At 44.0% G+C, this 23,566-nt stretch carries 31 protein-coding genes; 28 read left to right on the top strand and 3 right to left on the bottom strand.

The features are described 5' to 3' along the window. The first annotated feature begins 51 nt into the window (after positions 1 to 51). The 15 genes from eutH (at position 52) to AAEO50_RS06580 (ending at position 12,782) form a co-directional block, all read left to right on the top strand. Positions 52 to 1,314: an ethanolamine utilization protein EutH gene (gene eutH / locus AAEO50_RS06650; protein ID WP_341981756.1), complete on the top strand. Its 1,263-nt coding sequence runs from the start codon at positions 52 to 54 to the stop codon at positions 1,312 to 1,314. 37 nt (positions 1,315 to 1,351) lie between these two features. Further along, complete coding sequence (locus tag AAEO50_RS06645) at positions 1,352 to 1,690, top strand: BMC domain-containing protein (RefSeq protein WP_341981754.1); 339 nt, start codon at positions 1,352 to 1,354, stop codon at positions 1,688 to 1,690. Between the two features lie 12 nt (positions 1,691 to 1,702). After that, positions 1,703 to 2,200, top strand: a complete 498-nt coding sequence (locus AAEO50_RS06640; RefSeq protein WP_341981752.1) for a EutP/PduV family microcompartment system protein — start codon at positions 1,703 to 1,705, stop codon at positions 2,198 to 2,200. A 154-nt stretch (positions 2,201 to 2,354) separates the two neighbouring features. Continuing rightward, positions 2,355 to 3,800 carry an ethanolamine ammonia-lyase reactivating factor EutA gene (locus AAEO50_RS06635; RefSeq protein WP_341981750.1) on the top strand — a complete coding sequence of 482 codons (1,446 nt, stop codon included), beginning with the start codon at positions 2,355 to 2,357 and terminating at the stop codon, positions 3,798 to 3,800. Positions 3,801 to 3,817: 17 nt separating this feature from the next. Beyond that, positions 3,818 to 5,182 carry an ethanolamine ammonia-lyase subunit EutB gene (locus tag AAEO50_RS06630; RefSeq protein WP_341981748.1) on the top strand — a complete coding sequence of 455 codons (1,365 nt, stop codon included), beginning with the start codon at positions 3,818 to 3,820 and terminating at the stop codon, positions 5,180 to 5,182. A 12-nt stretch (positions 5,183 to 5,194) separates the two neighbouring features. Next, positions 5,195 to 6,193: an ethanolamine ammonia-lyase subunit EutC gene (gene eutC / locus AAEO50_RS06625; RefSeq protein WP_341981746.1), complete on the top strand. Its 999-nt coding sequence runs from the start codon at positions 5,195 to 5,197 to the stop codon at positions 6,191 to 6,193. Positions 6,194 to 6,205: 12 nt separating this feature from the next. Continuing rightward, positions 6,206 to 6,859, top strand: a complete 654-nt coding sequence (gene eutL, locus AAEO50_RS06620) for an ethanolamine utilization microcompartment protein EutL (RefSeq protein ID WP_341981743.1) — start codon at positions 6,206 to 6,208, stop codon at positions 6,857 to 6,859. 33 nt (positions 6,860 to 6,892) lie between these two features. After that, positions 6,893 to 8,422, top strand: a complete 1,530-nt coding sequence (locus tag AAEO50_RS06615; RefSeq protein WP_341981741.1) for an acetaldehyde dehydrogenase (acetylating) — start codon at positions 6,893 to 6,895, stop codon at positions 8,420 to 8,422. Positions 8,423 to 8,437: 15 nt separating this feature from the next. Next, the gene (locus AAEO50_RS06610; protein WP_071617466.1) at positions 8,438 to 8,731 is read left to right on the top strand and encodes a BMC domain-containing protein; all 294 of its coding nucleotides are present in this window, start codon (positions 8,438 to 8,440) and stop codon (positions 8,729 to 8,731) included. Between the two features lie 29 nt (positions 8,732 to 8,760). Beyond that, positions 8,761 to 9,414 (top strand): phosphate propanoyltransferase, encoded by a 654-nt coding sequence (gene pduL, locus AAEO50_RS06605; RefSeq protein ID WP_341981737.1) that lies wholly within the window; start codon positions 8,761 to 8,763, stop codon positions 9,412 to 9,414. Further along, a complete protein-coding gene (locus tag AAEO50_RS06600; RefSeq protein ID WP_341981735.1) occupies positions 9,411 to 10,064 on the top strand; it encodes a hypothetical protein in 654 nt (217 codons plus the stop codon). The genes pduL and AAEO50_RS06600 overlap by 4 nt, the downstream gene beginning before the upstream one ends. 17 nt (positions 10,065 to 10,081) lie before the next feature. Further along, entirely contained in the window at positions 10,082 to 10,366 is a 285-nt protein-coding gene (locus AAEO50_RS06595; protein WP_341981733.1) for a EutN/CcmL family microcompartment protein, read from the top strand. Then, positions 10,366 to 10,785 carry a BMC domain-containing protein gene (locus AAEO50_RS06590; RefSeq protein WP_341981730.1) on the top strand — a complete coding sequence of 140 codons (420 nt, stop codon included), beginning with the start codon at positions 10,366 to 10,368 and terminating at the stop codon, positions 10,783 to 10,785. Before AAEO50_RS06595 ends, AAEO50_RS06590 begins: the two co-directional genes overlap by 1 nt. Before the next feature lie 38 nt (positions 10,786 to 10,823). Further along, positions 10,824 to 11,765 (top strand): malate dehydrogenase, encoded by a 942-nt coding sequence (gene mdh, locus AAEO50_RS06585; RefSeq protein ID WP_341981728.1) that lies wholly within the window; start codon positions 10,824 to 10,826, stop codon positions 11,763 to 11,765. A gap of 228 nt (positions 11,766 to 11,993) precedes the next feature. Continuing rightward, positions 11,994 to 12,782, top strand: a complete 789-nt coding sequence (locus tag AAEO50_RS06580) for a nucleotidyltransferase domain-containing protein (RefSeq protein ID WP_341981727.1) — start codon at positions 11,994 to 11,996, stop codon at positions 12,780 to 12,782. Between the two features lie 96 nt (positions 12,783 to 12,878). Here AAEO50_RS06580 and mce read toward each other — a convergent pair whose 3' ends face one another. Then, a complete protein-coding gene (gene mce / locus AAEO50_RS06575) occupies positions 12,879 to 13,298 on the bottom strand; it encodes a methylmalonyl-CoA epimerase (RefSeq protein WP_341981724.1) in 420 nt (139 codons plus the stop codon). A gap of 128 nt (positions 13,299 to 13,426) precedes the next feature. Continuing rightward, complete coding sequence (locus AAEO50_RS06570; RefSeq protein WP_341981722.1) at positions 13,427 to 13,573, bottom strand: hypothetical protein; 147 nt, start codon at positions 13,571 to 13,573, stop codon at positions 13,427 to 13,429. 172 nt (positions 13,574 to 13,745) lie between these two features. On the opposite strand from AAEO50_RS06570, the gene AAEO50_RS06565 reads away from it, so the two are divergent. From AAEO50_RS06565 to AAEO50_RS06555, 3 genes are all read left to right on the top strand, one after another. Further along, positions 13,746 to 14,243: a fasciclin domain-containing protein gene (locus AAEO50_RS06565; protein WP_341981720.1), complete on the top strand. Its 498-nt coding sequence runs from the start codon at positions 13,746 to 13,748 to the stop codon at positions 14,241 to 14,243. Positions 14,244 to 14,516: 273 nt separating this feature from the next. Further along, positions 14,517 to 15,029, top strand: coding sequence for a DUF1456 family protein (locus AAEO50_RS06560; protein WP_341981718.1), 513 nt, complete (start codon positions 14,517 to 14,519; stop codon positions 15,027 to 15,029). 12 nt (positions 15,030 to 15,041) lie between these two features. After that, entirely contained in the window at positions 15,042 to 15,749 is a 708-nt protein-coding gene (locus AAEO50_RS06555) for a SprT family zinc-dependent metalloprotease (RefSeq protein WP_341981829.1), read from the top strand. A 229-nt stretch (positions 15,750 to 15,978) separates the two neighbouring features. Here AAEO50_RS06555 and AAEO50_RS06550 read toward each other — a convergent pair whose 3' ends face one another. Beyond that, positions 15,979 to 16,263 (bottom strand): ABC transporter, encoded by a 285-nt coding sequence (locus AAEO50_RS06550; RefSeq protein WP_341981716.1) that lies wholly within the window; start codon positions 16,261 to 16,263, stop codon positions 15,979 to 15,981. Between the two features lie 204 nt (positions 16,264 to 16,467). On the opposite strand from AAEO50_RS06550, the gene AAEO50_RS06545 reads away from it, so the two are divergent. From AAEO50_RS06545 to AAEO50_RS06500, 10 genes are all read left to right on the top strand, one after another. Next, entirely contained in the window at positions 16,468 to 16,839 is a 372-nt protein-coding gene (locus AAEO50_RS06545) for a VOC family protein (protein WP_341981714.1), read from the top strand. 337 nt (positions 16,840 to 17,176) lie between these two features. Continuing rightward, entirely contained in the window at positions 17,177 to 17,422 is a 246-nt protein-coding gene (locus AAEO50_RS06540; protein ID WP_341981712.1) for a hypothetical protein, read from the top strand. Between the two features lie 35 nt (positions 17,423 to 17,457). Further along, positions 17,458 to 18,309, top strand: a complete 852-nt coding sequence (locus tag AAEO50_RS06535; RefSeq protein ID WP_341981710.1) for a DUF2785 domain-containing protein — start codon at positions 17,458 to 17,460, stop codon at positions 18,307 to 18,309. Positions 18,310 to 18,345: 36 nt separating this feature from the next. Then, positions 18,346 to 18,837, top strand: a complete 492-nt coding sequence (locus tag AAEO50_RS06530) for a GyrI-like domain-containing protein (protein WP_341981708.1) — start codon at positions 18,346 to 18,348, stop codon at positions 18,835 to 18,837. Then, on the top strand, positions 18,830 to 19,321 hold the full coding sequence (locus tag AAEO50_RS06525; protein ID WP_341981706.1) for a GNAT family N-acetyltransferase: 492 nt from the start codon (positions 18,830 to 18,832) through the stop codon (positions 19,319 to 19,321). Before AAEO50_RS06530 ends, AAEO50_RS06525 begins: the two co-directional genes overlap by 8 nt. Before the next feature lie 144 nt (positions 19,322 to 19,465). Next, entirely contained in the window at positions 19,466 to 20,206 is a 741-nt protein-coding gene (locus AAEO50_RS06520) for an aminoglycoside phosphotransferase family protein (RefSeq protein ID WP_341981704.1), read from the top strand. A 168-nt stretch (positions 20,207 to 20,374) separates the two neighbouring features. After that, complete coding sequence (locus tag AAEO50_RS06515; protein WP_341981701.1) at positions 20,375 to 20,995, top strand: TetR/AcrR family transcriptional regulator; 621 nt, start codon at positions 20,375 to 20,377, stop codon at positions 20,993 to 20,995. A 20-nt stretch (positions 20,996 to 21,015) separates the two neighbouring features. Then, the gene (locus AAEO50_RS06510; RefSeq protein WP_341981699.1) at positions 21,016 to 21,900 is read left to right on the top strand and encodes an ABC transporter ATP-binding protein; all 885 of its coding nucleotides are present in this window, start codon (positions 21,016 to 21,018) and stop codon (positions 21,898 to 21,900) included. Positions 21,901 to 21,906: 6 nt separating this feature from the next. After that, on the top strand, positions 21,907 to 22,698 hold the full coding sequence (locus AAEO50_RS06505) for an ABC transporter permease subunit (protein WP_341981697.1): 792 nt from the start codon (positions 21,907 to 21,909) through the stop codon (positions 22,696 to 22,698). A gap of 21 nt (positions 22,699 to 22,719) precedes the next feature. Further along, positions 22,720 to 23,508: an ABC transporter permease subunit gene (locus AAEO50_RS06500; RefSeq protein ID WP_341981827.1), complete on the top strand. Its 789-nt coding sequence runs from the start codon at positions 22,720 to 22,722 to the stop codon at positions 23,506 to 23,508. Positions 23,509 to 23,566: the final 58 nt, after the last annotated feature.

Genomic DNA, 23,566 nt, shown 5'->3' with positions numbered 1-23,566 from the left:
AACATCACCAAGGGTTATTCATAAATTTCTATTAAACAAGGGGGAAATGTTATGGAAATGATAGGGAATGTTGTGATTTACATCATCATGGCGTGTGCTGTACTGGGGGCGTTTGCCGCCATCCGCAATAGTGATGACGGGCTTGGGAAACAGTTTATGGAAGGTCTGCATGCTGTCGGTCACATTTTTGTGCCTGCGGCGGGGATCATGGCTTCGATTCCTTACCTGTCATGGTTTATTGACAAGGTCTGCGGTCCATTTTTCGCAGCGATTGGGGCAGATCCGGCAATCGCAGCGACATCCATTTTAGCGACGGATATGGGAGGCTATCAACTAGCCGAAGTACTAAAGGAAACACAGGAAGGATGGATCATGGCGATGATCGTCGGGTTTATGGCCGGGGCGACCATCGTATTCTCCATTCCAATGGGTCTTGCGATGCTTGATAAGCGTGACCATAAATATATGGCGCTCGGAGTGATGTCAGGAGTATTGACGATTCCGATTGGTGCGCTTATATCAAGTACGATCATAGCCTTCTCGAATTCAAATGTACGTGATTTCATTTCAACTTCAGGAGAAGCCAAGTTTCAATTTGCTTTAGGATATGGGCAAATTCTGTTGAACTTGAGCCCGCTTTTGATTTTCGTTGTACTCATCGCAGTAGGGCTATATTTCCTTCCAGACCTGATGATTAATGGATTCATGTGGTTTGGGCGGATACTTGATGCTGCGATTAAGCTGGTTCTCGTATTTTCAATCGTTGAAATTTTCACCGGTCTCTTTTCAACGGTATTCGGAGGGTGGGGATTCCATCCGATCATGGCGGATGAAGCAGATCAATTCCGTGCCCTTGAGACTGCCGGATATATCGGGATCATGCTAGCCGGGGCTTTTCCAATGGTTTATTTACTTCAGAAATATGCCGGCGGCCCGCTTGAAGCAATGGGAAGAAAAGTAGGACTCACTAAAGAAGGAAGTGCAGGAATCGTTGCTACGATCGCTAATATCTTGGCCATGTTCAAGCTGGTTAGGACGATGCCTCCTAAAGATAAGGTCATCAATATCTCTTTTGCCGTTTGTGCGGCATTCTTACTTGGAGATCACTTGTCCTTTACTGCCAACTTCCAGCCCACATTGATTCTTCCGATAATTGTAGGGAAGATTTCTGCAGGTGTGATCGGAATCGGCCTGGCTTATTGGCTCTCTGTACCGAAAGCGCTGGAGCTGGAAAAGAAGGATCGTGCAGCCGGGATCATAGGTGAAGATGAATATTTAAATAAAACTGAAGAGGATAAAGCAAAAGCAGTTTAAGGTGACTGCGCTGCAACTAAGGGAGTGCGAAATATTCATGGATGAGAAGAAACGATTTATACAGGAGTTCGTACCTGGAAAACAAGTCACACTGAGTCATGTGATTGCTAATCCGGATCCAGGCATGTTTGAAAACTTGGGGATTCAGCAGGCGGGGGCATTGGGGATTCTAACGTTGACACCGAGTGAAACGGTCATCATCGCAGGCGATCTAGCCACAAAGGCTGCCGATGTGGATTTAGGATTCCTTGACCGTTTTACCGGAAGTCTGGTTATCGTCGGAAGTGTTTCCTCCGTAGAAATGGCCATGGAGGAAATCAATCGTTTTTTATCAGAGACACTGCAGTATACCCCTTCAAAAATCACAAAATCATAAGGGGGAAGAAGAATGAGGAAAAATCGCGCGATGCTGATCGGTTCGATCGGTGCAGGGAAATCGACGCTGACAAATGCCCTTTTGGAAAGAAATGAAAAAGCGGTCAAAACACAATCCCTAAATTATTCTGATTGGATTGTGGATACGCCGGGGGAGTATACGGAGAATCCTTTTTATTATAAAAATATCATGGCGACCTCACTAGAAGTTTCCCATGTGATGTATTTGCAGGATGCCACCAGAAAAAAAATGATTTTCCCGCCTAATTTCAGTACTGGAATCAATAAACTTCCGATCGGGGTTGTAACAAAGAGCGATAGTGACAAAGCCGATGTAGAGGAAGCAGTGAGGCAATTGAAAAGAGTGATTCCTTCGGGACCCATCGTGATTACGTCCTCGATTACGGGAAGAGGAATACAGGAAATTCGAAATCTTGTAAAATGCAATTCCCTTATAGAAATGAAAGAGTATGTATCAACCCAAACGGATGGGAACATCTTCTTTTCTTGAAAGCCTTTACAAAATTCAAAAAATAGACTATATTCAAATTATAAAAAGATATTCGAGCAAAGGCGCTCAGTACAACCGTCATGAAAAAGGATGACGGTTCGTATTGGGCGCCTTTTTATCTATTTTTAACTCCGGTAGCAGGGGGGTGAAACCTTTGAAACGTTATGATCCTCAAAAAGAGGAGATTCTGAGCGCAGGTATTGATATTGGAACGAGCACCACCAAAGTCGTCATCAGCAAATTCTCTCTTATGAACATGGCGGGCGGCACCCACATGCCCCGCATTGAAATCATAGATAAAGAGATTCTTTATAGAAGTCCCATATTCAGAACGCCTCTTCAATCCAGAACTTCAATTGATATCGAAGCAGTGGAAAAACTCGTGAAACAAGAATATAAACATGCAGGAGTCAACCCAAGTGATATTAAGACGGGGGCGGTGATCATCACAGGCGAAACTGCTACGAAAGAGAACGCAAGGCAAATGGTTCACCAATTATCCGACCATGCAGGTGATTTCCTTGTCGCAACCGCCGGGCCTGACCTGGAAGGAATCATCGCAGCCAAAGGTTCGGGTGCTTATGAGTACTCGAAGAAGATGGGGAAAACCATCGCAAATATCGACATTGGCGGCGGCACCGCGAATGTGGCGGTCTATAAGTCCGGCAGGCTTTGCGGGACCTGTACACTTCATATTGGCGGAAGGCTGATTGAGTTTAACGGCGGTAACATCCAAAGTATCTCCCCTCCCGTTCAAAAACTCTTGGAATACATGGGCATGTCTCTCAGGGAAGGGGACAAAAGAGAGGAATCAGAAATCAAAAGAATGACAGATTTCATGGCAGAAATGATCGCAAGGATGCTGAATCGAAGCCTATCCGAAACCGACCTCTCCCTTCTTCTGGGGCATAAGCCAAATTGGCTGGAAGACATCGACGCCATCATGTTTTCGGGCGGAATCAGTGAATGCCTCTATGAATATGAAGAGCATGCTGCTTCACAAACTCAATATGACGACATCGGACAAATGTTGGCAGCCTCTCTGAAAGAATGTAAAGCGTTATTGAAATGGGAGTGGGTGACGCCTGTTGAAACAGTCAGGGCTACCGTTCTTGGAGCGGGAACACAGACAACCGAAATCAGTGGTGCGACCATTCATGTCGATAGCAGGGATCTCCCCCTGCGGAATCTGCCAGTCTATCAAATTCCGTTCGGCCATCAACTGGAAGAGGGCCCTGCTCGGATATCCCAAGCGGTAGAAGAAGCCGTGGATGTCTATGATTCACAGCGGGAAGGAATCAATTTCGCTCTCTACCTCACGGAAATCCCTTATCTCGGATTCCGGGATGTTCAGACGCTGGCACAAGCCCTGATTGACGCCGTCAAAACAAAACCGAAAACAGACCAGCCCTTAGTCATCGTCCTTGAAAGCGACCATGCAAAGGTTCTCGGTCAGACGCTTAAGACGCTGAATCCCTCTCAGACGGTCATTTGCATCGACCAGATCAATGTAGAGCATGGGGACTATATCGACATTGGGAACTTGCTTCAAACCAGTGTGGTCCCAGTCGTCATTAAAACATTAACCTTCCAACATTGAGAAAGGAGGCGCGGGTTGTGAACCTTAAAACAACTTATTTAGGAACTGTATATCAATTTTCATCTTTAAAAGAATTATTCGCAAAGGCAAATGAAGATAAGTCAGGGGACCGCCTCGCGGGAATTGCAGCGGAAACCGTGCAGGAACGGATTGCGGCGAAGGAAGTGTTGAGTCAACTGACACTTTCCGATATCAGGGAGCATCCGCTGCTTTCTCCCGAAGAAGATGAAGTATCCCGGATGATTGAAAATCAGGTGAATAAACCGGTCTATGAATCAATCAAAAACTGGTCAGTGGCTGAGCTGCGGGAATACATCCTGGATGACACCACCTCGGGAGATGATTTAAAGAGGCTGGCCAGAGGCTTGAACAGCGAAATGATCGCGGCAGCTGCAAAGCTCATGTCGAATCTTGACCTCGTTCACGCAGCAAATAAGATTGAGGTTTTATCAAAATGCAATATTACAATCGGTTATCAAGGGACACTCGCTTCCAGGCTGCAGCCGAACCATCCCACAGATAATGTCGATGGGATGATTGCATCTTTAAAGGAAGGATTAGCCTATGGGATGGGAGACGCAGTCATCGGAATCAACCCTGTCGACGATTCAGTCGAAAGTGTCAAACGGCTGCTTCACGCGACCCACGGCTTTATCAAGGACTGGGAGATTCCCACTCAAAACTGTGTGCTTGCCCATGTAACGGCCCAGATGAAGGCGATTGAACAAGGAGCCCCGGCCGATATGATCTTTCAAAGTATAGCAGGTACGGAAGCCGCGAACCGTTCGTTTGGCATTAACGCATCTTTATTGGATGAAGCGAATGACTTGGCGAGGACGCTTGGGACGGGAACCGGACCGCAGCGCTTATATTTTGAGACAGGACAGGGTTCTGAACTTTCAGCTGAAGCACATTTTGACATAGATCAAATGACGCTTGAAGCAAGAAACTATGGATTCGCTGCCTGCTACGATCCGTTCATTGTGAACACGGTTGTAGGTTTCATCGGTCCTGAATACCTATACAACAACAAGCAGGTCATCCGTGCAGGGCTCGAGGATCATTTTATGGGGAAAATGCACGGCATCCCGATGGGAGTGGATGTTTGCTACACCAACCATATCAAAGCCGATCAGAATGACATTGAAGACCTCGGGGTACTCTTGACAGCTTCTGGAGTTAATTTCGTCATCGCAACACCAATGGGGGATGATTGTATGCTGAACTATCAATCTCTCAGCTATCATGATGTCGCTGCCCTCAGGCAAACCATGAAGAAGCGTCCATCCCCTGTTTTTGAAGAGTGGCTTGAGAAAATGGGGATCTACGAAAACGGCAAGCTAAGCAAGCTCGCCGGAGACGCGACCATTTTTTCACAATAGGAGTTGAAACGAATGAACCCAGAGCTTATCGAACAAGTAACAAAAATGGTAATAGAAAAAATCCAAAGCCAGCAACAGTCAACAGAAGAACACGGTACTGAGAAAGCTTCAACGGTTAAATTTTGGGATCATACATCGGCTTCTGAAAATAAAAGCGATTACCAGCGTACACAAGATCAGTCTCAAACTGAAAGAGATGGAAAGCTCATTAAGTTCAAAAGCTACACGGGCGCTGCCACAACAAGCAGGCAGAAAACAGAAGGAAACGCAGTGGAGAGCAGCCAGCATCGGGAAGCGTCTTCTGTCTCTGAAGAGCTTAAAGATCTGCAGGATAAGACTCCGGCAAGGATTGGAGTTGGAAGGGCAGGGGTGAGGCCAAAAACGAATACGTGGCTGAAATTCCGTTTTGATCATGCTGCCGCTGTCGATGCCGTTTATGGGGATGTAAATGATTCATTATTATCGAGGCTCGACTTATTTAAAGTAAACACCCTGGTTGAGGATAAAGAGGTTTACATCCGCCGGCCTGATTACGGAAGGAAGCTTTCAGAAGAAGCGAAGAAGACCATATCGGTGCGCTGCAAAACATCCCCGACCGTACAGATTGTCGTATCAAACGGCCTGAGTTCAAGTGCAATTGAAGAAAACGTGGAAGATGTCTTTTTCTCATTGAAACAGTCACTCACAAGTTTGGATCTCGACATGGGGACCCCCTTTTATATCGAAAAAGGAAGAGTGGCAGTGATGGATGATGTCGGGGAACTCTTGAAGCCCAAAGTGGTGGTCTTGTTGATCGGTGAACGACCGGGTCTTGTCAGTGCGGAGTCGCTGAGTGCCTACCTTTGCTACGAACCAAGAAAGGGAACGATCGAAGCCGACCGGATGGTAATCTCGAATATCCATAAAGGCGGCATTCCCCCTGTTGAAGCGGGGGCGTATCTCGGGACGGTCATCCAGAAGGTTTTGAAATATGAAGCCAGCGGTGTATCGCTAGTGAAGAAAGAAGAATAGGAGGGGACGAAAATGGCATTGGAACGAATTCATGCAGACATCCTGGCCATTCGGGTCATTCCCAATGTAGACAGCGGATTAGCGAAACATTTCAATCTTAACCCCCATCACAGGAGTCTGGGGATCTTCACCTCGACAGTAGATGACATTGGATACACGGCTCTTGATGAAGCAACAAAACGGGCAGAAGTGGAAGTGGTGTATGCCCGTTCTTTCTACGCAGGCGCCGGTCACGCTTCTGGTCCTTTATCAGGGGAGATGATCGGGGTGATGGCCGGACCTTCTCCCGATGAAGTGAAAAGCGGGATGGAAGCGGTGCTCCACACGGCGGAAACGGGTGCTTTCTTTGAAGCCCTGGACGCTGAAAAGAGCCATGCAATCTATGCGCATGTTGTGTCGAGGACAGGCACATATCTTTCGAAAGAAGCAGGAATCAATCAGGGAGAACCCCTTGCCTATCTGATTGCACCGCCGCTTGAAGCGGTCTATGGCCTGGACGCTGCCCTGAAGGCCGCTGATGTCGAACTTGTTAAATTTTTCGGTCCTCCCTCAGAAACGAACTTCGGCGGCGGACTACTGACAGGTTCCCAATCAGCCTGCCAGGCGGCAGCGGATGCTTTCCGTGAAGCCATCATGGATATCGGTCACAATCCAACAAGATATTAATTACCGAGAAAGAATCGAAAGGAGCGTGGTAAAGTGCAATTTGATAACGATCTCCAGTCCATTCAGGAAATGAGGAACGCTGTCAAACGGGCAAAGGAAGCCCAGGCAGAGTACTTGTCCTACAGCCAGGAACAAGTCGATGAAATTGTGAAGAATGTGGCAGAGGCCGCTTATGGGAAATCACTAGAGCTTGCCAGGATGGCAGTGGAAGAAACCGGGATGGGGCTTGTAGAACATAAAAAAATCAAAAATGAAGTCGGATCCAAAGACGTCTATGAATCGATAAAGGATGAAAAAACCGTCGGCATCATCGGAGAGGACCGGGTCAATAAAGTGACGGAAATCGCCTATCCGTTCGGAGTGGTGGCAGGCATCATCCCGACGACCAATCCTACGTCGACGGCTATTTTTAAAACACTGATTTCCTTGAAGACGAGAAATGCGATCGTCGTCAGCCCTCATCCACGGGCAGTGAACTGTACAGTGGAAGCATTGAAAATATGCAGCGATGCCGCCGTTAAAGCAGGCGCACCTGATGGGTTGGTGGGATGGATTTCGAAACCATCCATGGCTGCGACAAATGAGCTAATCAAACATCGAGATATCGATGTCATCCTCGCAACTGGGGGAGGCGGCCTTGTCCGTGCGGCATACAGTTCGGGGAAACCGGCTTACGGTGTCGGTCCGGGGAACGTCCCGGTTTATATCGAGAAGTCAGCGAAGGTCAACGAAGCTGTCTCTATGATCGTCGACAGCAAATCCTTTGATAACGGTACAATCTGCGCAACTGAGCAGGCAATTGTCGTCGACAGGAATATTCAGCAAATGGTGATGCGTGAACTGAGGAATAATGGGGCATACATCCTCAATGAAGAAGAGAAATTCGAACTTGAAAAAATCATATCTCCTGCCCCCGGAAAATTAAACCCAGGAATCGTGGGTCAGCATGCAGTAAAGATAGCAGACATGGCAGGTATAAAGGTTCCTTCCGACACACGGGTGTTGATAGCAGAAGAGACAAGGGTCGGAAAACACATACCGTTCTCCATTGAAAAATTATCGCCGATTTTTGCTTTATACACGGCTGAAAGCTATCAGGAAGCCAAGGATTATTGTATGAAGCTGCTGAATCTTGGCGGAAGGGGGCACAGTCTCTCGCTTCATACAACAGATGACGGTGTAGCGAAGGAGATGGCCCTCGAAATGCCGGTGTCCCGGATCATGGTCAATACCCTGTCATCCATCGGAGCGGTAGGGGCGACAACAGGCTTGAAGCCTTCCCTGACATTGGGCTGCGGCTCGTTCGGAGGGAATATCACATCCGATAACGTTTCTGCCCGCCACTTAATCAATATTAAGAGAATGGCCTACGGAATAAAGAGTCCTTCAATCCCGAAAGCCTCTACTTCTGATCTCCCGAAAAAAATCGAAAAAGGGAATCAAGAGGTAGAAGAGATTGTGAATCAAGTATTGAAGCAGGTACCGGAGCACAAGCACGAGATAAGCCCCGAGAAGATTACTGAAATGGTGAATAGTGTGATTAAAAAATATCAACTAAATTAATTGGAGGAATGAAAAATGAGCAGAGAATTAACAGCATTAGGAATGATCGAGACTAAAGGATTAGTGGCATCAGTTGAAGCAGCGGACGCAATGGTAAAGGCTGCGAATGTGCATTTAGTAGGGAAAGTCCACGTAGGAGGCGGGATCGTGACGGTTCTGGTACGAGGAGATGTTGGTGCAGTCAAGGCAGCTACTGATGCAGGGGCGGCAGCAGCACAGCGTGTAGGAGAAATCATGAGTGTCCATGTCATCCCACGTCCTCACAACGAACTTGAAAACATCCTTCCGAAGCTAGAGGTAGAAGTCTAAAACCTGCATCACAGTTAGGAGCATGAAGAATGAATAATGAAGCCATTCAAACAATTGTGGAAGAAGTCATGTCCCGATTATCAGCTGGGACAGAGAAGAAAAACTCTGTTCCGTTGGCGGTTTCAGCCCGGCATTGCCATGTAAGTCAAGCAGACTTGGAAGCCCTTTTCGGAAAAGGATATACACTGACAAAAAAAGCCGATTTATCTCAGCCTGGTCAATTCGCAGCAAACGAAACAATAACAATCGCCGGACCAAGAGCGAGCCTTGAAAAAGTGCGCATTCTTGGTCCGGCGCGTCATATGACCCAAGTGGAAGTGAGCCGGACGGACTCTATTAAACTGGGAGTGAAGCCCCCATTGCGGGAGTCCGGGGACATTATTGGCTCTGCCCCCATTACTCTCGTTGGCCCCAAAGGGAGTCTCTATAAGAAAGAGGGTCTGATCATCGCCCAGACGCATATTCATATGACCCCCGAAGATGCCAAGGGTTTCGGGGTGGAAAACGGAGAATATGTGGAAATTAAAGTCGGCGGCGAACGTCCGGTTACATTCGGTAAAGTCTTAGTGCGTGTATCTTCCAGATACAAGCTTGAAATGCATGTTGATACAGATGAAGCGAATGCAAGTTTGCTAGCGGGAAATCAGGCTGGTAAATTGGTGAAAATCGAGGGGATTTCATGATTGACCGCGAACTGGTTGAACAAATCGTCATCGAAGTCTTAAAGACACTCAATCTTTCAGAAATCCAGCCGGAGAATCACTCTAATGCAAATCTCCTGATGATAGGGGATAAATCCCGCCTGGAACCCGACCATCTATCAAGGATGGAGTCCAGATGGAACCTGATTTCCTGTGAATCTTTGGAACAAGCAGAATTGCATACTGCTGAAAGAGTTATGTTCCTGGACGCCCCTCAGGATTTAATCGTAAAAGGTGCTTTGGGAATAGGGGATACACCAGAAAGCGAACTTCTGTCCCGCTGCATCCTGGAATATGTTCCCGTCACCATTATTCCAAAAACGCATTTAAACAAGCATTTGTTCAATGAATATCAACAGAACTCAGAATATATCAAGCAATTGAACTCTTACACAAAGCTCTTATTGAAATTTGGCGTGAAGGTTGAAGCGTTGAACTCTTTTCTGGGTGAAAAGAATGAAGAGAAAAAACAGTCATCTTTATTAAACGGTAAATCAAAACAGCTGTTGACACAGAGAGATATTCAAGATCATAAAGAAGAGGAAGTACAAGTGACGAAACAAACAATCATCACCCCTTTAGCACGTGATGCTGCACGAGAACTGGGGAAACGCATTATCGTAATTGAGTAAAAAGGGGAGAAGTCATCATGCAATTAGGGAAAGTAATTGGCAACGTATGGGCAACCAGGAAAGAAGATGATCTGAAAGGGTTGAAATTCTTAGTCGTTAAACCTGAACTGCCGGAGGGAACTTCCAAAGAAGATCCTTTCATTGCAGTGGACCGAATAGGAGCAGGTGTCGGGGATCAGGTGCTGGTTACCCGTGGAGGTGCAGCTGCCAATATGTCCACTGAACCTAAGTTGCCCATCGACGCTCTCATAATCGGAATAATCGACTCGATCGATGTGGAAAAAGAAAGAGGTGAAGGATGATGTCTAGAGCACTGGGATTGATCGAAACAAGGGGACTTATCGGTTCCATTGAAGCGGCGGACGCGATGCTGAAATCTGCCGATGTCACATTGGTCAAACAGGAAAAAGTGGATGCAGCCCTCGTGACAGTGCTGGTCCAGGGAGATGTAAGTGCTGTTCAAGCAGCTGTCGATGCCGGAAAAGAAGCAGCTAAACGTGTGGGAGAGCTGGTATCTGCCTTGGTCATCCCCCACCCGGATGAAGAGATAGGGAATGTCCTATTTAAAGATAAGAAAAAACCCGAAGTCAAGATAGAAACAAAGGAGCCCCAGCCTAAAGGCAAACGTGCTCCAAAGAAAAAGCCGGAAGCACAACAGGCAAAAAATACGGCCAAAAAAGCTGCTGACCCCAGTGAAAATCAACCACCAAAAGCCCCTTAATCACATGATTCAGGGTGAGAGAACGGAGGAAAAGCATCATGGCATTTAAAAGGAGAAAAATTGCAGTGATCGGAGCGGGCTTCACAGGTACGACGGCTGCATTGATGCTCGCTCAAAAGGACTTGGGAGATATCGTGATCGTCGATATCCCATCACAAACCAACTCTACCAAAGGAAAAGCCCTCGATATACTAGAAGCGGGACCTGTACAGCGGTTTAATGCCAAAATTACAGGTACGTCAAACTATGAAGACATTCAGGACGCAGATCTTGTTCTCATCACAGCAGGGCTGCCACGAAAACCTGGGATGAGCCGGGACGATCTTGTAGCATCTAACGAAAAAATCATGAAAGACGTTTCAGAAAACGTGAAGAAGTATGCTCCGAAAAGCTATATCATCGTTCTGAGCAACCCTGTTGATGCGATGACATACGTATGCTTCAAAACTACGGGATTTCCTAAGAATAGAGTCATCGGACAGTCAGGTGTACTCGACACGGCTCGTTTCAATACATTCGTTGCACAGGAGCTGAACGTATCCGTAGAAGATGTCACCGGCTTCGTCCTCGGAGGACACGGAGATGATATGGTACCGCTTGTGCGCTATTCCTATGCAGGAGGGATCCCGCTCGAAAAAATCCTCCCACAAGACAGAATCGATGCCATAGTAGAAAGGACACGCAAAGGCGGCGGTGAGATCGTCAATCTTCTCGGTCAGGGGAGCGCATACTACGCCCCCGCAGCATCAATGGTCCAAATGGCAGAGGCAATCTTGATGGATAAGAAAAGAATTATTCCCTCCATCGCCTATCTCGAAGGGGAATATGGGTACAATAACGTATACCTTGGAGTGCCGACTGTATTAGGAGGGAACGGAATAGAGAGCGTCATCGAAATCTCTCTTACTCCCGAGGAGAAAGATGCTTTGGACAAATCGGTAGAATCGGTTGAGAAGGTGTTGGAGCTGCTTGAGGTATAAAAGTAATTGTTTTTTTAGTGGTCATGGGGACAGGTCCTGTGGCCTTTTTTGAGTTGTTGGTAAATGTGTATCTGTGGTTCTGTCATTTTGCTATAGCAAAACTTTAATAGAGATAAAAATTTGTACTGTTTTACAAGAGCCTCATTCCTATGATTCTTTTGTTCTATGAAATACATGTAAAAATTGGTACAATGGCGTAATATCTGTTATTCAAAAGGGGTGAAAAGCGTGCGGCAGGAAATTGCATTAGAAAAAGTGGCTGCCAGCTTAAAAGCAGATCCGAGTGTTAGGAGTATTTTCTTAAAGGGGTCTATGGGCAGGGATGAACATGATGAGTATTCTGATATCGATTTATATTGTCTGGTTGAAGAAGGGAAAGAGAAGGAGTTCCTTCATAGACGACTGGATCATATTAAAGCTTATAAAAAGTTGATCTTCTATGATGACATTTTCATTATTGCTCCGCAAATCATTGCCATTTATGAAGACTGGCTGCACATCGACCTGTTTACCGTGACGGAAAAGACCATTCAAGAGAAGGATTTCTTTAAGGTCCTTTATGATCCGGAAAATCTTATGAAAAAGTATGAAGCTGCTCAACACCTGACGATATCCAAAGAGGGTTTCAAAGACAGCGTGCTGGATGCCGCTTGGTTTCTATTTCAATATAAGAAAGCAGCAGAAAGAGGCAATCATACCTGGGCTTCTGAAATGCTGCGGCATACTATGAGGAATTTGACGACCATTCTGTTGTCGAGATACGCAAGAAATCGGGCTCTTCTAGGATTGAAAACCATTCACAGGGACTTGCCACAGGAACAACAAAATGAAATTGTGGAGATTTATGAAATGATGACCCCGACTCATCACAAGATGGCTGCTAGTTACATCGCAAATCTCTTAAACAATGAGCTTCAATGGATTCAGAAAGAGCTTGATGATGAAGGTTTACAGACGTGTTCTTTTATGAAATTGATGGTGGAGACAATTTTGAAAAAGGAAGATGGGACTAATTGAAAGGCGAGGTGACATTTCAAAGAAGAACTCCAACTTTAAGAAAAGGGATGGTTTTCAAAACAAACAACCCATCCCTTTTCCTTGTTTTACCTCTTTTCATTTCAGTTCAGGATAATCACAATACTCAATAATCGTCCCTTCCGTATCAGCAGGATTCAAATAAATCAATCTTCTCCCATGCTTGTTTACGCGGAGACTATCTTCTAACACACGAATGCCTTGCTGCTCCAACTCCTCTAAGGCAGCATCCAGGTCATCGACGCGGTACGCGATATGATGGACACCCTTCCCTTTTTGCCGTATGAACCGCGCAATCGGTGAGGTGTCATTATTCGTGGGTGCAAGCAGTTCTGTCCTGTCACCCTCCACGTCCATGATGGCAATTTCGCTCTCCACGCCCTTCGCATCACTTCTGTACCGGTCGATCAGGGTGGCGCCAAGTACATTTTCGTAGAAGTGGATGGTGTCTTCAATGTTCCTGACGGCTACGCCAATGTGGTCTAACGTCTTTTCCATTTCCATTCTCCTAATCTGATTAGTGTGTTCTTTATCTTAACATATTCTTGTTGATACATATAAAGGAAAGAGTGGTGAACATTGCTCTCCCAAAAATTGTTGAAAAGGGATCCAAGGCCAATCATCTTTTAGAAACTTTCAAATAAATTAATCTTTTTTTCGATAACATAGTCTTTTATCGGAAAAGGTGTGCTGGCAATCTTTGGAACCATCGCTATATTCCAATCCAATACAACTACGACCATCATGGACATCATGCTATAGAATGAAAACATAATGGTGAATAAGTTGTTTTAGACCTTTTTTAAAAATCTTTGTGCATATTTGGATAAAAATGTTCATTATACGGATACTACTCCTTGAGTAAACATTATGAGGTTCAGCTTAGGAAGTGATGGAGCGAATCTCTTACCATCGTTTACAGTCACTTATCAGGAGGTATGATGAATGAAAAAGAAAAAATATTTGCTGAGTTTAATGATGCTGATGCTGGTGTTCATGTCAGTTTCAACTGGAGTGCTTGCACAAGAGGCTCCACAAGGTAAAAAGGATATTGTTGACACCGCTGTAGAAGCAGGACAATTCAAAACTCTTGCGGCAGCTCTTGAGAAAGCTGGTCTGGTTGAAACGTTGAAGGGGGAAGGCCCGTATACCGTATTCGCTCCGACAGATGCGGCTTTTGCGAAGCTTCTGAAGAAACTTGGCATCACAGCAGAGGAATTATTAGCAAGGGAAGACCTAAAACAAATCCTTCTATATCATGTTTTATCTGGTAAAGTTCTGTCCAGTGATTTAAAAGATGGAATGAAGGCGGAAACACTTGCTGAGAAAACAGTAGATATCTCACTTGATCCAGTGCGAGTCAATAACGCAAATGTTGTTAAAGCGGATATCGAAGCTTCCAATGGTGTTATTCATGTTATTGATGAAGTTCTAGTTCCTTAAGATATCAAAAGACAACCAACAATCTATAAAAAAGGCTGAATTCTTATCGGGATTCAGCCTTTTTATACTTCCAGTTATTCAATTACTACTATAAAACTTCTCCCCTAAGTGGTAAGCTAATAACTCAATGGCCTTGATGAGAATGGATACTTCCCAAATGGGCATGTGTCGTTGCGGACTACACTAAAGCGATAAAAATTTAAAGCGCTAAAGGCCCGTCCCAGCGTACGTTAAAGCAGTGAAGGACAGTCGGTAATTTTAGGAGGTTTAAGAGTGAATTTAGATAATAACGATATTTTGATTCGATTGCGTTATGCTTTGGATATAAAGAACATAGAGATGGTTGAAATCTTCAAACTTGGCGGTATAGATCTCTCAAAAGAAGAAGTGATGAAAGTGCTCACGAAATCAGGTGATGTCGAAGGCCATGATGAGGAGATTCTTGAGGATGAAGAGCATATACCCTGTGATGATGAGATGTTCGAATCATTTTTGAATGGATTCATTACGTTTAAGAGAGGGAAGCAGGAGACGAAACCGGGACAGCCAGAAAGACCGGCGCTCTCTTACGAACATGTGAATAATCTTCTTTTGAAGAAAGTGAAAATCGCACTTTCCTTGACCAGTGAGGATATAATCGAGACTTTGGAAAAAGCGGGAGTCAGGATTACAAAAGGTGAATTAAGCGCTCTCTTAAGAAGAGAAGGACATAAGAATTATAAGGTGTGCGGCGATCGTTATGCGCGGAATTTCCTAAAAGGATTAGCGATAAAATACAGGGGATGAAGCATGAAGGACATGAACCATACTTATTCTGGCGAAACTCTCAGTTTTCAAATAAAATACAAAAACCGCACATCAATCGGTATCTATCTGGACAACTATGGAATGATTGGAGTCCATGCTCCTAAAGGGACGCCGGATGAAGCTGTCTTCCAATTGATAGAGGATAAATGGGATGTGATTCAGCAAAAATCACAAGAAAAGAAAGATAGATTGAGGGGGCCCGTAGAGAAGGTTTATGCTCAAGGAGAACCGTTTCTTTATCTCGGAAACAACTATCCCATACGACTTCATCAAGATTCAGCGATTACTCAAGATCATGTGGTGTTCGACGGTGAAGTACTTCAAATTCAGGTAAAACAACTTGAGGATGGAAAAATTCAACAGGCTCTGAAACGTTTTTATTATCAGCAGTGTAAAGCATTAGTAGAGAAGAGTATTTCTACTCACCAAAATAATTTCAAATTGAAACCGCGCTCCATCCGTATTTCTGACAGCAAAACAACATGGGGAACCTGCGACTCAAGAAGGCATCTGACCTTTAATTGGAGGCTGGCTATGGCTCCGCGTGAAGTAATTGACTATGTAGTCGTACATGAAATGTGCCATATGGTTCATCTGAATCATGATCGATCCTTCTGGCGGCTTGTTGGAAAAATCATACCTGACTACAATGAGATGGAGAAGTGGCTCGCATTGTCCAGCTGGAAGATGACGGTTTAGGAGATAAGAAAGAATTTTAAAGGGCAGCATCCATTCAGGATGTTCCCTCCCTGGTGTTTAAAGAGATCCAAAAACTATGTATTAAAAATTACAAGATTGTTTAGAATCAATCAATAAATATAAGGCGCCATTCCCTCACTTTTTTATCTTAATGCAGTGAGAGATAGCACCTTAATGAATGGCAGACGAATTACAGACTAAAGTGATTTTTTATCCAATTACTGACTCATTAGTATGTGTCGCTGCTGCTGCCTCCGCTGCCACTACGGCATCTTCTTCCGAAACAGCAGTCCCATACCCTTTGGAAGAGACAAAAACCGAATAGCAGAATTGCGAAAAATCCTACTACCCCAAAGAATATGCTCACAAAACTAGCAAGGGAACCGAGTCCAATTCCTATAAGAGCATCGGCGATTACTCCCAATACTGCAAGCAGGAACCAAATCAATCCCGTCAGCACTCCAAGGAATACGTCAAAAACACTGCAGCCTGATTTTTTATGGCTTTTAATCATACATCTCACCTCCCATCAAGAGAAATGCTTGTTCACCAATATAGTATGCTGAGGCTTGTCATCTTGTTTATTAAAAGGAAAAAAGAGGCTAAAGCCACGTAGACAGGTCCCGCGGTCTTTTTTTCGGGAACACAGACCCAAAATTAGGTAAATGGTGTACACTGGAATTGTGGTAAAAATTTCTTTTTCACAGGAGGCTGAACAATGAATCTAGGAGCATTCTCTGTAAATTTGAACGTAAAAGACATCCACAAATCGAAAGAATTTTACGAAAAAATAGGGTTTCAGACTCTAGGGGGTGACATCTCCCAAAACTGGTTGATTTTAAAAAATGACAATCACATTATTGGTTTATTCCAAGGGATGTTCGAGAAGAACATTCTTACATTCAACCCCGGCTGGAATCAAAATGCCGAGAACCTGGAGTCATTTACGGATGTCAGAGACCTCCAGAAAGAGCTTAAGGAAAAAGGGATTACCCTTTTGACAGAAGCAGATGTAACAAGTGAAGGACCTGCAAGTTTGATGATTGAAGACCCGGATGGAAATCCGATTCTTATTGATCAGCATAGATGATCTGAGCAGTAAAGGGAGGCTTCTTAAGTTAGTGAAAATTTGAATTTCTGAAGCTTCTCATGGCGGCTTTCATCAGGTTTTTATTTTCTAAGTTCGTTAGAGGTCCTGAAAAGCGGGATTATATAGTGCGAGCTAGAATCATAGATTGATTACCGAACGAAAGGAAGCTTATCTGAAGTGAGATAGCTTTCTTTTTTTATTGCATTATCCATTGAATAAATTCACAATATTTGAAATAATTGGTATTGAGATCTGGATGATTCAAAAGAACACAGTGAAAATGATCTAACCAATAATAAGTAACAATGAGTCATCAACTTTCGGGGGGAGGGATCCTGTGTTTAAAAAAATCCTCAAACGCTTATTAGTAAAATGGGAAATGGTTTATTCAACGCAGAATGTAGCCGAATATTCCACTATCAAAGGCAAGTTTGAAAATAATGCCATCCCTTATAAAACTAAATCGATCAGCTCAGGCGGGGGTGAAGGCGGAGGGTATGGCTTTGCCACGACATACCAAGTGTTGGTGCCTAAGGAAGAGGCTTATAAAGCAAATGAAGCCATCCATCATTCAAAATCTTGATGCAAATTGAAGTATAACGAAAAAGGAGAAAGTCTATGAAACTGCAAGTGGACAAAGCTGTCTTAAATGAAAACGAATTAAAGAGAATCTTAATCAAAATCAATTCCGGAGACAAAGCATGGAATGATGTAGATCGAATACTAGTAGTGGAATCGATGATCACCCATATCGGTTCACCCGATGCTGAACTAAGAGACAAGTTGATTTACACTTCTTTTTTCCGCCTGATCATTGAGAATAACCAACTTGAATCTGAGCTTTTAACTGAACTGTTGGATATAAGTTTAGATGACTTACTACTCAAGGGCATCGGTGAAAAAGGAACGGATACCGTTTTTACAAGGGCCTTTACTACACTATTAATCGCTCTCATTTTATATAGAGATAACGAGGACAACTTCCTGGGACAGAAGCGCATTGATAGAGTGAAAGATCAATTGATCTTATATATTAGTAATGAAAAGGATTTAAGAGGGTTTGTATCCGGTAAAGGCTGGGCCCATAGCGTTGCGCATGTGGCAGATGCCTTTGACGAGCTTGTCAAAAACCCTAAAATCAGTTACGAGCAATACCCATTAATCCTTCAGCCGCTATGGAATGTGATGTTTGTAACAGACAGCGTCTATATTCATGATGAAGACGAAAGAGTGATAACACCAATCATACAAATGTTAAACAACGGGTTGGACGTACAAGAAATCGAACGTTTGGTGAATGACATAACGACTGAATTGGAAACGCAGAAGAAACAGCTTGATGAAGAAAAATATTGGTTCTTGGTCTTTAACAGTAAGTCATTCTTGAAAAGTTTTTATATGAAAATCAGTGGTGATTCTAAATTTGGTTCAATTCAAAAGAGTATTGAGCAGTGTCTGTCTGAAATATAGACGTTCTTATAACTACATATAAGGAGAGGGTCATGTATGTCTAAAGAAACAATCAATCAAAAAACGATAAAAAGCCTAAACGAAATCAAGTTAGTCGGATTCAGGGTCTTATGCGAAGGAGAAAAGTATATCGAAGAAATTCCGAAAGCAGCCAGGTTGCTGAAGGAGCGGAGCGGTGAAATAAAGAATGTTTTGGACTTGGAACAGCAGATCGGGTCATTTGTAGTGGAAGAGTCAACTCCAGATGAGGATGGGTATTGGATTGGTGTTCAGGTAGAAGAGTATGAAGATATCCCTGAAGGTATGGTGACTTTGAATATTCCTTCTCAAAAATACGCTGCTATTATCCACCACGGTCCTAATGACCGGATTAGAAGCAGTTACGAAGAATTGCACCAGTGGATTTCTGAACAAGGGCTTAAACGTGCAATTCAGGGCTGGAATTTGGAGGTTTATCAGAAGGAAAATAATCCTGAGAATCCCGGAGATGTTCGGGTGGAGTTGTTGGATTCAATTAGTGATGATTAGAGGATTAGAGGAGATATCCGTGACATACAGGTTTGAAAAAATGACACAGCAGGAAGCGGAAGAAATTGCATACAAATGGCACTATGATGGGGAGTATTCCTTTTACGACATGGAATCAGATAGAGAGGACCTTGCTGAATTCTTGAACCCCGAATTGCGAGGTGACTCGGTGTTCACCGTTTATATAGGGGAAGATATCGCAGGTTATTATAGCGTTAATAGAACAGCTGCGGAAACTTGTGATATCGGGCTTGGAATGAGACCTGATTTGACCGGGAATGGCATGGGATTGGACTTCCTGGAAGCTGGGATGGACTTTGTGAAATCTCGATACAAGCCCCAAAAAATCACGTTATCCGTCGCGACGTTCAATCAAAGGGCCATCAAGGTATACAAAAAGATGGGTTTTATAGAGTTAGATATGTTTATGCAGAAAACGAATGGTGGTACATATGAATTTTTACGGATGGAGTATAAATGTTGAATGAACAACCGTGACCTCTGTTATCCTGCTTTTAGGACGTCACTTATAGAAATATTGTTGTGACCTACTCAGATGAACACAAACGAAAGCGGCAGACAGTATGAAGCAGAGTAAGACTTTCAGAAAATTAGAGGAGTAAACAATATGAAACTAGGAAACCCCATTGCTTCAGGCAACACAGCGGTAATTTACCTTCATGAAAACAATATTATTAAAGTTCTAAAAGACTACTTGCCTGATGGAGAGTCTGAATACGAAGCGAATAAACAGAAGTATGCCCATTCGTGCGGTCTTTCGGTACCTGAAATTATTAGCGTCACAAAAATAGGCGACAAACAGGCAATCATCATGGAATATGTAAAGGGTAAAACAGTTGGGGAAATCGCGGCGGGCGAGAATGGAAAAGCAGCCTATTACTTGAGCTTGTCTGTCGATATTCAGTTAAAGATCCATTCAAAGACCGCCGATTCCATTGAACCGATGAGAGAAAAACTAATCCGTCAAATTGTATCCACCGGAAAATTGTCACAAATACAAAAGAAAGCTCTGATGAAAAAACTAGAATCTATGGCATTCGAGAATAGACTCTGTCACGGGGATTTTCATTTGAATAACTTGATCATGTCAGATGACAATGTGACCATCATCGACTGGATTGATTCCAGCAGTGGAGATATCCGTGCCGATGTTTATCGCACATACCTGCTTTACTCCCAGGTTTCATCGGAAGTCGCTGAATTGTACCTGCGGCTTTATTGCCAAAAAAGCGGTCTGTCCAAAGAGGAAATACTCGAATGGGCGCCAATCATAGCGGGCGCAAGACTATCAGAAAACGTTTCATCAGAAAACAACGAGCGATTGATCGAAATAGTCAATAATGGCTGACCCTTAATTCAAAGGCCCGTCCCAGGATGCGTTAACGCGTTAACGCATCCTGGGACGGGCCTTTATATTTATAAGATTCACTATTGACCAATGTGGTCAAATAGGAGTAGAATGAAATTGACCACATTGGTCAATAATTTGTCCCACAAAAGGAGGGATCCTTTTATTTTGTTCAAGACGTTGAATATAGATGCAGAAAAGGAAGACAGGATCATCAATGCAGCGACGAAAGTATTTGCTGAAAATGGTTATAAGCGGGCATCGACGAATGCGATTGTAAAGGAAGCTGGCATTTCAAAGGGAATCTTATTTCATTATTTCAAGAGTAAAAAGGATTTGTATTTGTCTCTGTATGAGCATTTATCCGAGATGTTCGCTGAGAAGATCTATGCTCGACTGGACTGGGAAGAGAGAGACATTTTTGAAATCATACGGCAGGTGTCGGTCATCAAGTTCGAGATGTTTTCAACGTATCCGGATTTGATTAACTTTCTGAACAGCGTCTTCCATGAAGAGGATGTGGAAGTGAAGGAAGAGGTTGAGAAGATCAGGGAGTCCCTGACTGACAGCAGTTTTACAAAGTTATTCAGCAATATCGATGCGTCGAAGTTTCGCAAAGGCATCGATGTGGGGAAGGCGATTCAAGTCATATATTGGACGTTCGAAGGATTTGCGAACCAGCAGCAGGCGAAGGCTAAATCGATGTCGGTCGCCGATATCTATAAAGAGGATGTCCTCGCTGAGCTTGATTCCTATACAGAACTGCTAAAGAAATCATTTTATAAATAGAAAAGGGGAGGCGGAAACACATGAATGTGATTGAAATTAATGGTCTTACAAAAACATATGGAACATCCAGAGGCATAAACAACATCAGTTTCAACGTGGAAGAAGGGGAAATCTTCGGGTTCATCGGACCGAATGGAGCCGGAAAGTCCACGACGATCCGCACACTTCTTTCCCTGATTCAACCGACAGGCGGGAGCGCGAAGATTTTTGGGAAAGACTGCGTCGATTATGCTCCTGAAATTGCAAAGGATGTGGGCTATCTGCCTTCCGAAGTGTTCTATTATGACAACATGAAGGTGATGGACCTACTAAAGTACTCGGCAAGTTTTTACAAAAAAGACTGCAGCGGAAGAATTAAGGAGCTTGCTAAAAAGCTTGATTTAGACCTGACGAAGAAAATCGATGACCTCTCCCTCGGGAATAAAAAGAAGGTAGGTATCATCCAGGGTCTTCTTCACGAGCCGAAGCTGATTATTCTTGATGAACCGACTTCAGGGCTCGACCCGCTTATGCAGCAGACATTCTTTGATCTCCTGAAAGAAGAGAATCGCAAGGGGGCGACCGTGCTTTTTTCATCACATATCCTGAGTGAGGTACAGCGTATGTGCGACAGGGTCGCGATCATTAAAGAAGGTGAGATTGTCCAGGTGGAGAAAATCAGTACACTAAAGGAAAACAATCATAAAAAATTCAAAATAGAAGTAAAGAACGAAGTAGAGGCAGGTTATTTCGACATGCCGGGTGTTAATAATCTAGAGGTGCATGAACACCACATCAGCTTCTTGTTCAGGGGCGATATCAATGAGGTCATGAAAAAAATCGCTGAGATCGACATCTCAAATCTTTGGATCGAGGAACCGGATCTTGAAGAAATCTTTATGCATTATTACGAAAAGGAGGCCTGATCCTCCATGAATATGTATTTGTATGAATTGAAAGCATACCGTAAGAATACACTTTTGTGGACACTTGCTCTTATCGGGCTCGCGCTCTTGTTCATGTCGATGTTTCCGCCTATTGCAAAGGAGATCGACGAATTCAGGAAAGCGCTCGAAGGTTTTCCGGAAGGCGTACGAAAGGCTTTGGGTCTGCAGGTTGAGACCATAGGATCTGTCAATGGATACTACTCATATACATTTATGTATATTGCGCTTTGCGGGGCAATTCAGGCGATGACACTCGGGATATCCATAACATCGAAGGAAATCCGTGAGAAAACCGCAGATTTTCTTTTCACAAAACCAGTCACACGTTCAAAGGTGTTAATTTCGAAATTGCTTGCGGCTTTAACGAGCATTATTTTTACTAACATCGTGTATGTGTCAGCAGCAGTGGTCATTGCAAATGCAGTGGCAAATGAGGATTTCAGTTTGACTGCTTTTCTATTAATTTCACTGAGCCTCCTGGTCATCAGTTTGATTATGTTTGCATTGGGTACGGTGCTTGCGGTTCTTTTTCCTAAAATAAAATCCGTCGTCAGCGTTTCGCTTGGCGTAGTGTTCGGATTCTTCGTGATGGGCATGGTTGCTGGTCTGGAAGAAACAGGCCGTTATTTCTCGCCATTCAAGTACATTGATTATGCGTATGTGATGAAAGAAGAGGCCTACGAATGGTCATTCTTGGTTGTTGGAGCGGCTATCATCATCGTTTGTTTGATCGTCAGTTTCCTCGTGTATAAGAAAAAGGACATTCATACGGTATAGAAGGAGGGGTTATTCGTGAATATGTATTTGAGAGAACTGAAAGCGCATCGTAAATCATTGATCATTTGGTGCATCGGAATGATGGCGCTGATTGGGGCAGGAATGAGTGAATTCGGGGCTTTCACCTCATCTGGCCAGTCCATGAATGACTTGATGGAGAGCATGCCGAAAGCGATGCAGTCCTTCATGGGGGGCGGCGGCTTGGATTTGTCAATTGCGGTGGGATACTACGGCCTTTTGTTCCTTTATGTTATCCTCATTGCGACGATCCATGCAGCGATGCTCGGTGCCACCATCCTTTCTAAAGAAGAAAGGGATAAAACGGTGGAATTTTTGTTTGTGAAACCAGTGACCCGCAGGAAAGTAGTGGCGGTGAAGATGCTGGCGGCATTGACCAATGCGATGATCTTGACCGTGGTTACATGGGCAGCTTCAATTGCGATTGTCGGACACTATGCCGAAGGGAAGGACATTACGGGTGATATCGGCAGCCTCATGCTGGGAATGGTGATCCTTCAAGTTTTATTCATCGTCATTGGAACTGCAGTCGCTGCTGTGACCAAGCGGCCCGGAAAAGCATCTGTAGTGGCAACCAGCATTCTATTAATCACTTTCATCCTATCCTTCGCCATCGACTTGAGCGAAAAAATAGAAGGAATGAAGTACTTCACTCCTTTTAAATACTTTGAAGCGAAGAATTTGCTTGATGATGGACTTGAGCCCCTGTCTGTGGGACTCTCCTTTGGAATGATTATCGTTCTCGCTGTAGTTACTATTTGGTATTACAAAAAGCGTGATTTGAAGGTGTAGCAGGACATGGGGCATTCAGATGTCCCTTTTTTGATAGAAACCCCATTTTTAAAGGCCC

This window comes from Rossellomorea oryzaecorticis, assembly GCF_038405515.1.
Classification (GTDB): domain Bacteria; phylum Bacillota; class Bacilli; order Bacillales; family Bacillaceae_B; genus Rossellomorea; species Rossellomorea oryzaecorticis_A.
The sequence above is the reverse complement of the archived record's forward strand: the minus strand, read 5'-3'. Positions and strand labels throughout refer to the sequence as shown.

What these genes read in the sequence shown, in the direction of transcription:
- eutH (WP_341981756.1), top strand. Translation starts at nt 52, where the DNA reads ATGGAAATGATAGGGAATGTTGTGATTTACATCATCATGGCGTGTGCT.
- AAEO50_RS06645 (WP_341981754.1), top strand. Translation starts at nt 1,352, where the DNA reads ATGGATGAGAAGAAACGATTTATACAGGAGTTCGTACCTGGAAAACAA.
- AAEO50_RS06640 (WP_341981752.1), top strand. Translation starts at nt 1,703, where the DNA reads ATGAGGAAAAATCGCGCGATGCTGATCGGTTCGATCGGTGCAGGGAAA.
- eutC (WP_341981746.1), top strand. Translation starts at nt 5,195, where the DNA reads ATGAACCCAGAGCTTATCGAACAAGTAACAAAAATGGTAATAGAAAAA.
- eutL (WP_341981743.1), top strand. Translation starts at nt 6,206, where the DNA reads ATGGCATTGGAACGAATTCATGCAGACATCCTGGCCATTCGGGTCATT.
- AAEO50_RS06610 (WP_071617466.1), top strand. Translation starts at nt 8,438, where the DNA reads ATGAGCAGAGAATTAACAGCATTAGGAATGATCGAGACTAAAGGATTA.
- pduL (WP_341981737.1), top strand. Translation starts at nt 8,761, where the DNA reads ATGAATAATGAAGCCATTCAAACAATTGTGGAAGAAGTCATGTCCCGA.
- AAEO50_RS06600 (WP_341981735.1), top strand. Translation starts at nt 9,411, where the DNA reads ATGATTGACCGCGAACTGGTTGAACAAATCGTCATCGAAGTCTTAAAG.
- AAEO50_RS06595 (WP_341981733.1), top strand. Translation starts at nt 10,082, where the DNA reads ATGCAATTAGGGAAAGTAATTGGCAACGTATGGGCAACCAGGAAAGAA.
- AAEO50_RS06590 (WP_341981730.1), top strand. Translation starts at nt 10,366, where the DNA reads ATGTCTAGAGCACTGGGATTGATCGAAACAAGGGGACTTATCGGTTCC.
- mdh (WP_341981728.1), top strand. Translation starts at nt 10,824, where the DNA reads ATGGCATTTAAAAGGAGAAAAATTGCAGTGATCGGAGCGGGCTTCACA.
- mce (WP_341981724.1), bottom strand. Translation starts at nt 13,298, where the DNA reads ATGGAAAAGACGTTAGACCACATTGGCGTAGCCGTCAGGAACATTGAA.
- AAEO50_RS06570 (WP_341981722.1), bottom strand. Translation starts at nt 13,573, where the DNA reads ATGTTTTCATTCTATAGCATGATGTCCATGATGGTCGTAGTTGTATTG.
- AAEO50_RS06565 (WP_341981720.1), top strand. Translation starts at nt 13,746, where the DNA reads ATGAAAAAGAAAAAATATTTGCTGAGTTTAATGATGCTGATGCTGGTG.
- AAEO50_RS06555 (WP_341981829.1), top strand. Translation starts at nt 15,042, where the DNA reads ATGAACCATACTTATTCTGGCGAAACTCTCAGTTTTCAAATAAAATAC.
- AAEO50_RS06550 (WP_341981716.1), bottom strand. Translation starts at nt 16,263, where the DNA reads ATGATTAAAAGCCATAAAAAATCAGGCTGCAGTGTTTTTGACGTATTC.
- AAEO50_RS06545 (WP_341981714.1), top strand. Translation starts at nt 16,468, where the DNA reads ATGAATCTAGGAGCATTCTCTGTAAATTTGAACGTAAAAGACATCCAC.
- AAEO50_RS06535 (WP_341981710.1), top strand. Translation starts at nt 17,458, where the DNA reads ATGAAACTGCAAGTGGACAAAGCTGTCTTAAATGAAAACGAATTAAAG.
- AAEO50_RS06530 (WP_341981708.1), top strand. Translation starts at nt 18,346, where the DNA reads ATGTCTAAAGAAACAATCAATCAAAAAACGATAAAAAGCCTAAACGAA.
- AAEO50_RS06525 (WP_341981706.1), top strand. Translation starts at nt 18,830, where the DNA reads ATGATTAGAGGATTAGAGGAGATATCCGTGACATACAGGTTTGAAAAA.
- AAEO50_RS06520 (WP_341981704.1), top strand. Translation starts at nt 19,466, where the DNA reads ATGAAACTAGGAAACCCCATTGCTTCAGGCAACACAGCGGTAATTTAC.
- AAEO50_RS06510 (WP_341981699.1), top strand. Translation starts at nt 21,016, where the DNA reads ATGAATGTGATTGAAATTAATGGTCTTACAAAAACATATGGAACATCC.
- AAEO50_RS06505 (WP_341981697.1), top strand. Translation starts at nt 21,907, where the DNA reads ATGAATATGTATTTGTATGAATTGAAAGCATACCGTAAGAATACACTT.
- AAEO50_RS06500 (WP_341981827.1), top strand. Translation starts at nt 22,720, where the DNA reads ATGTATTTGAGAGAACTGAAAGCGCATCGTAAATCATTGATCATTTGG.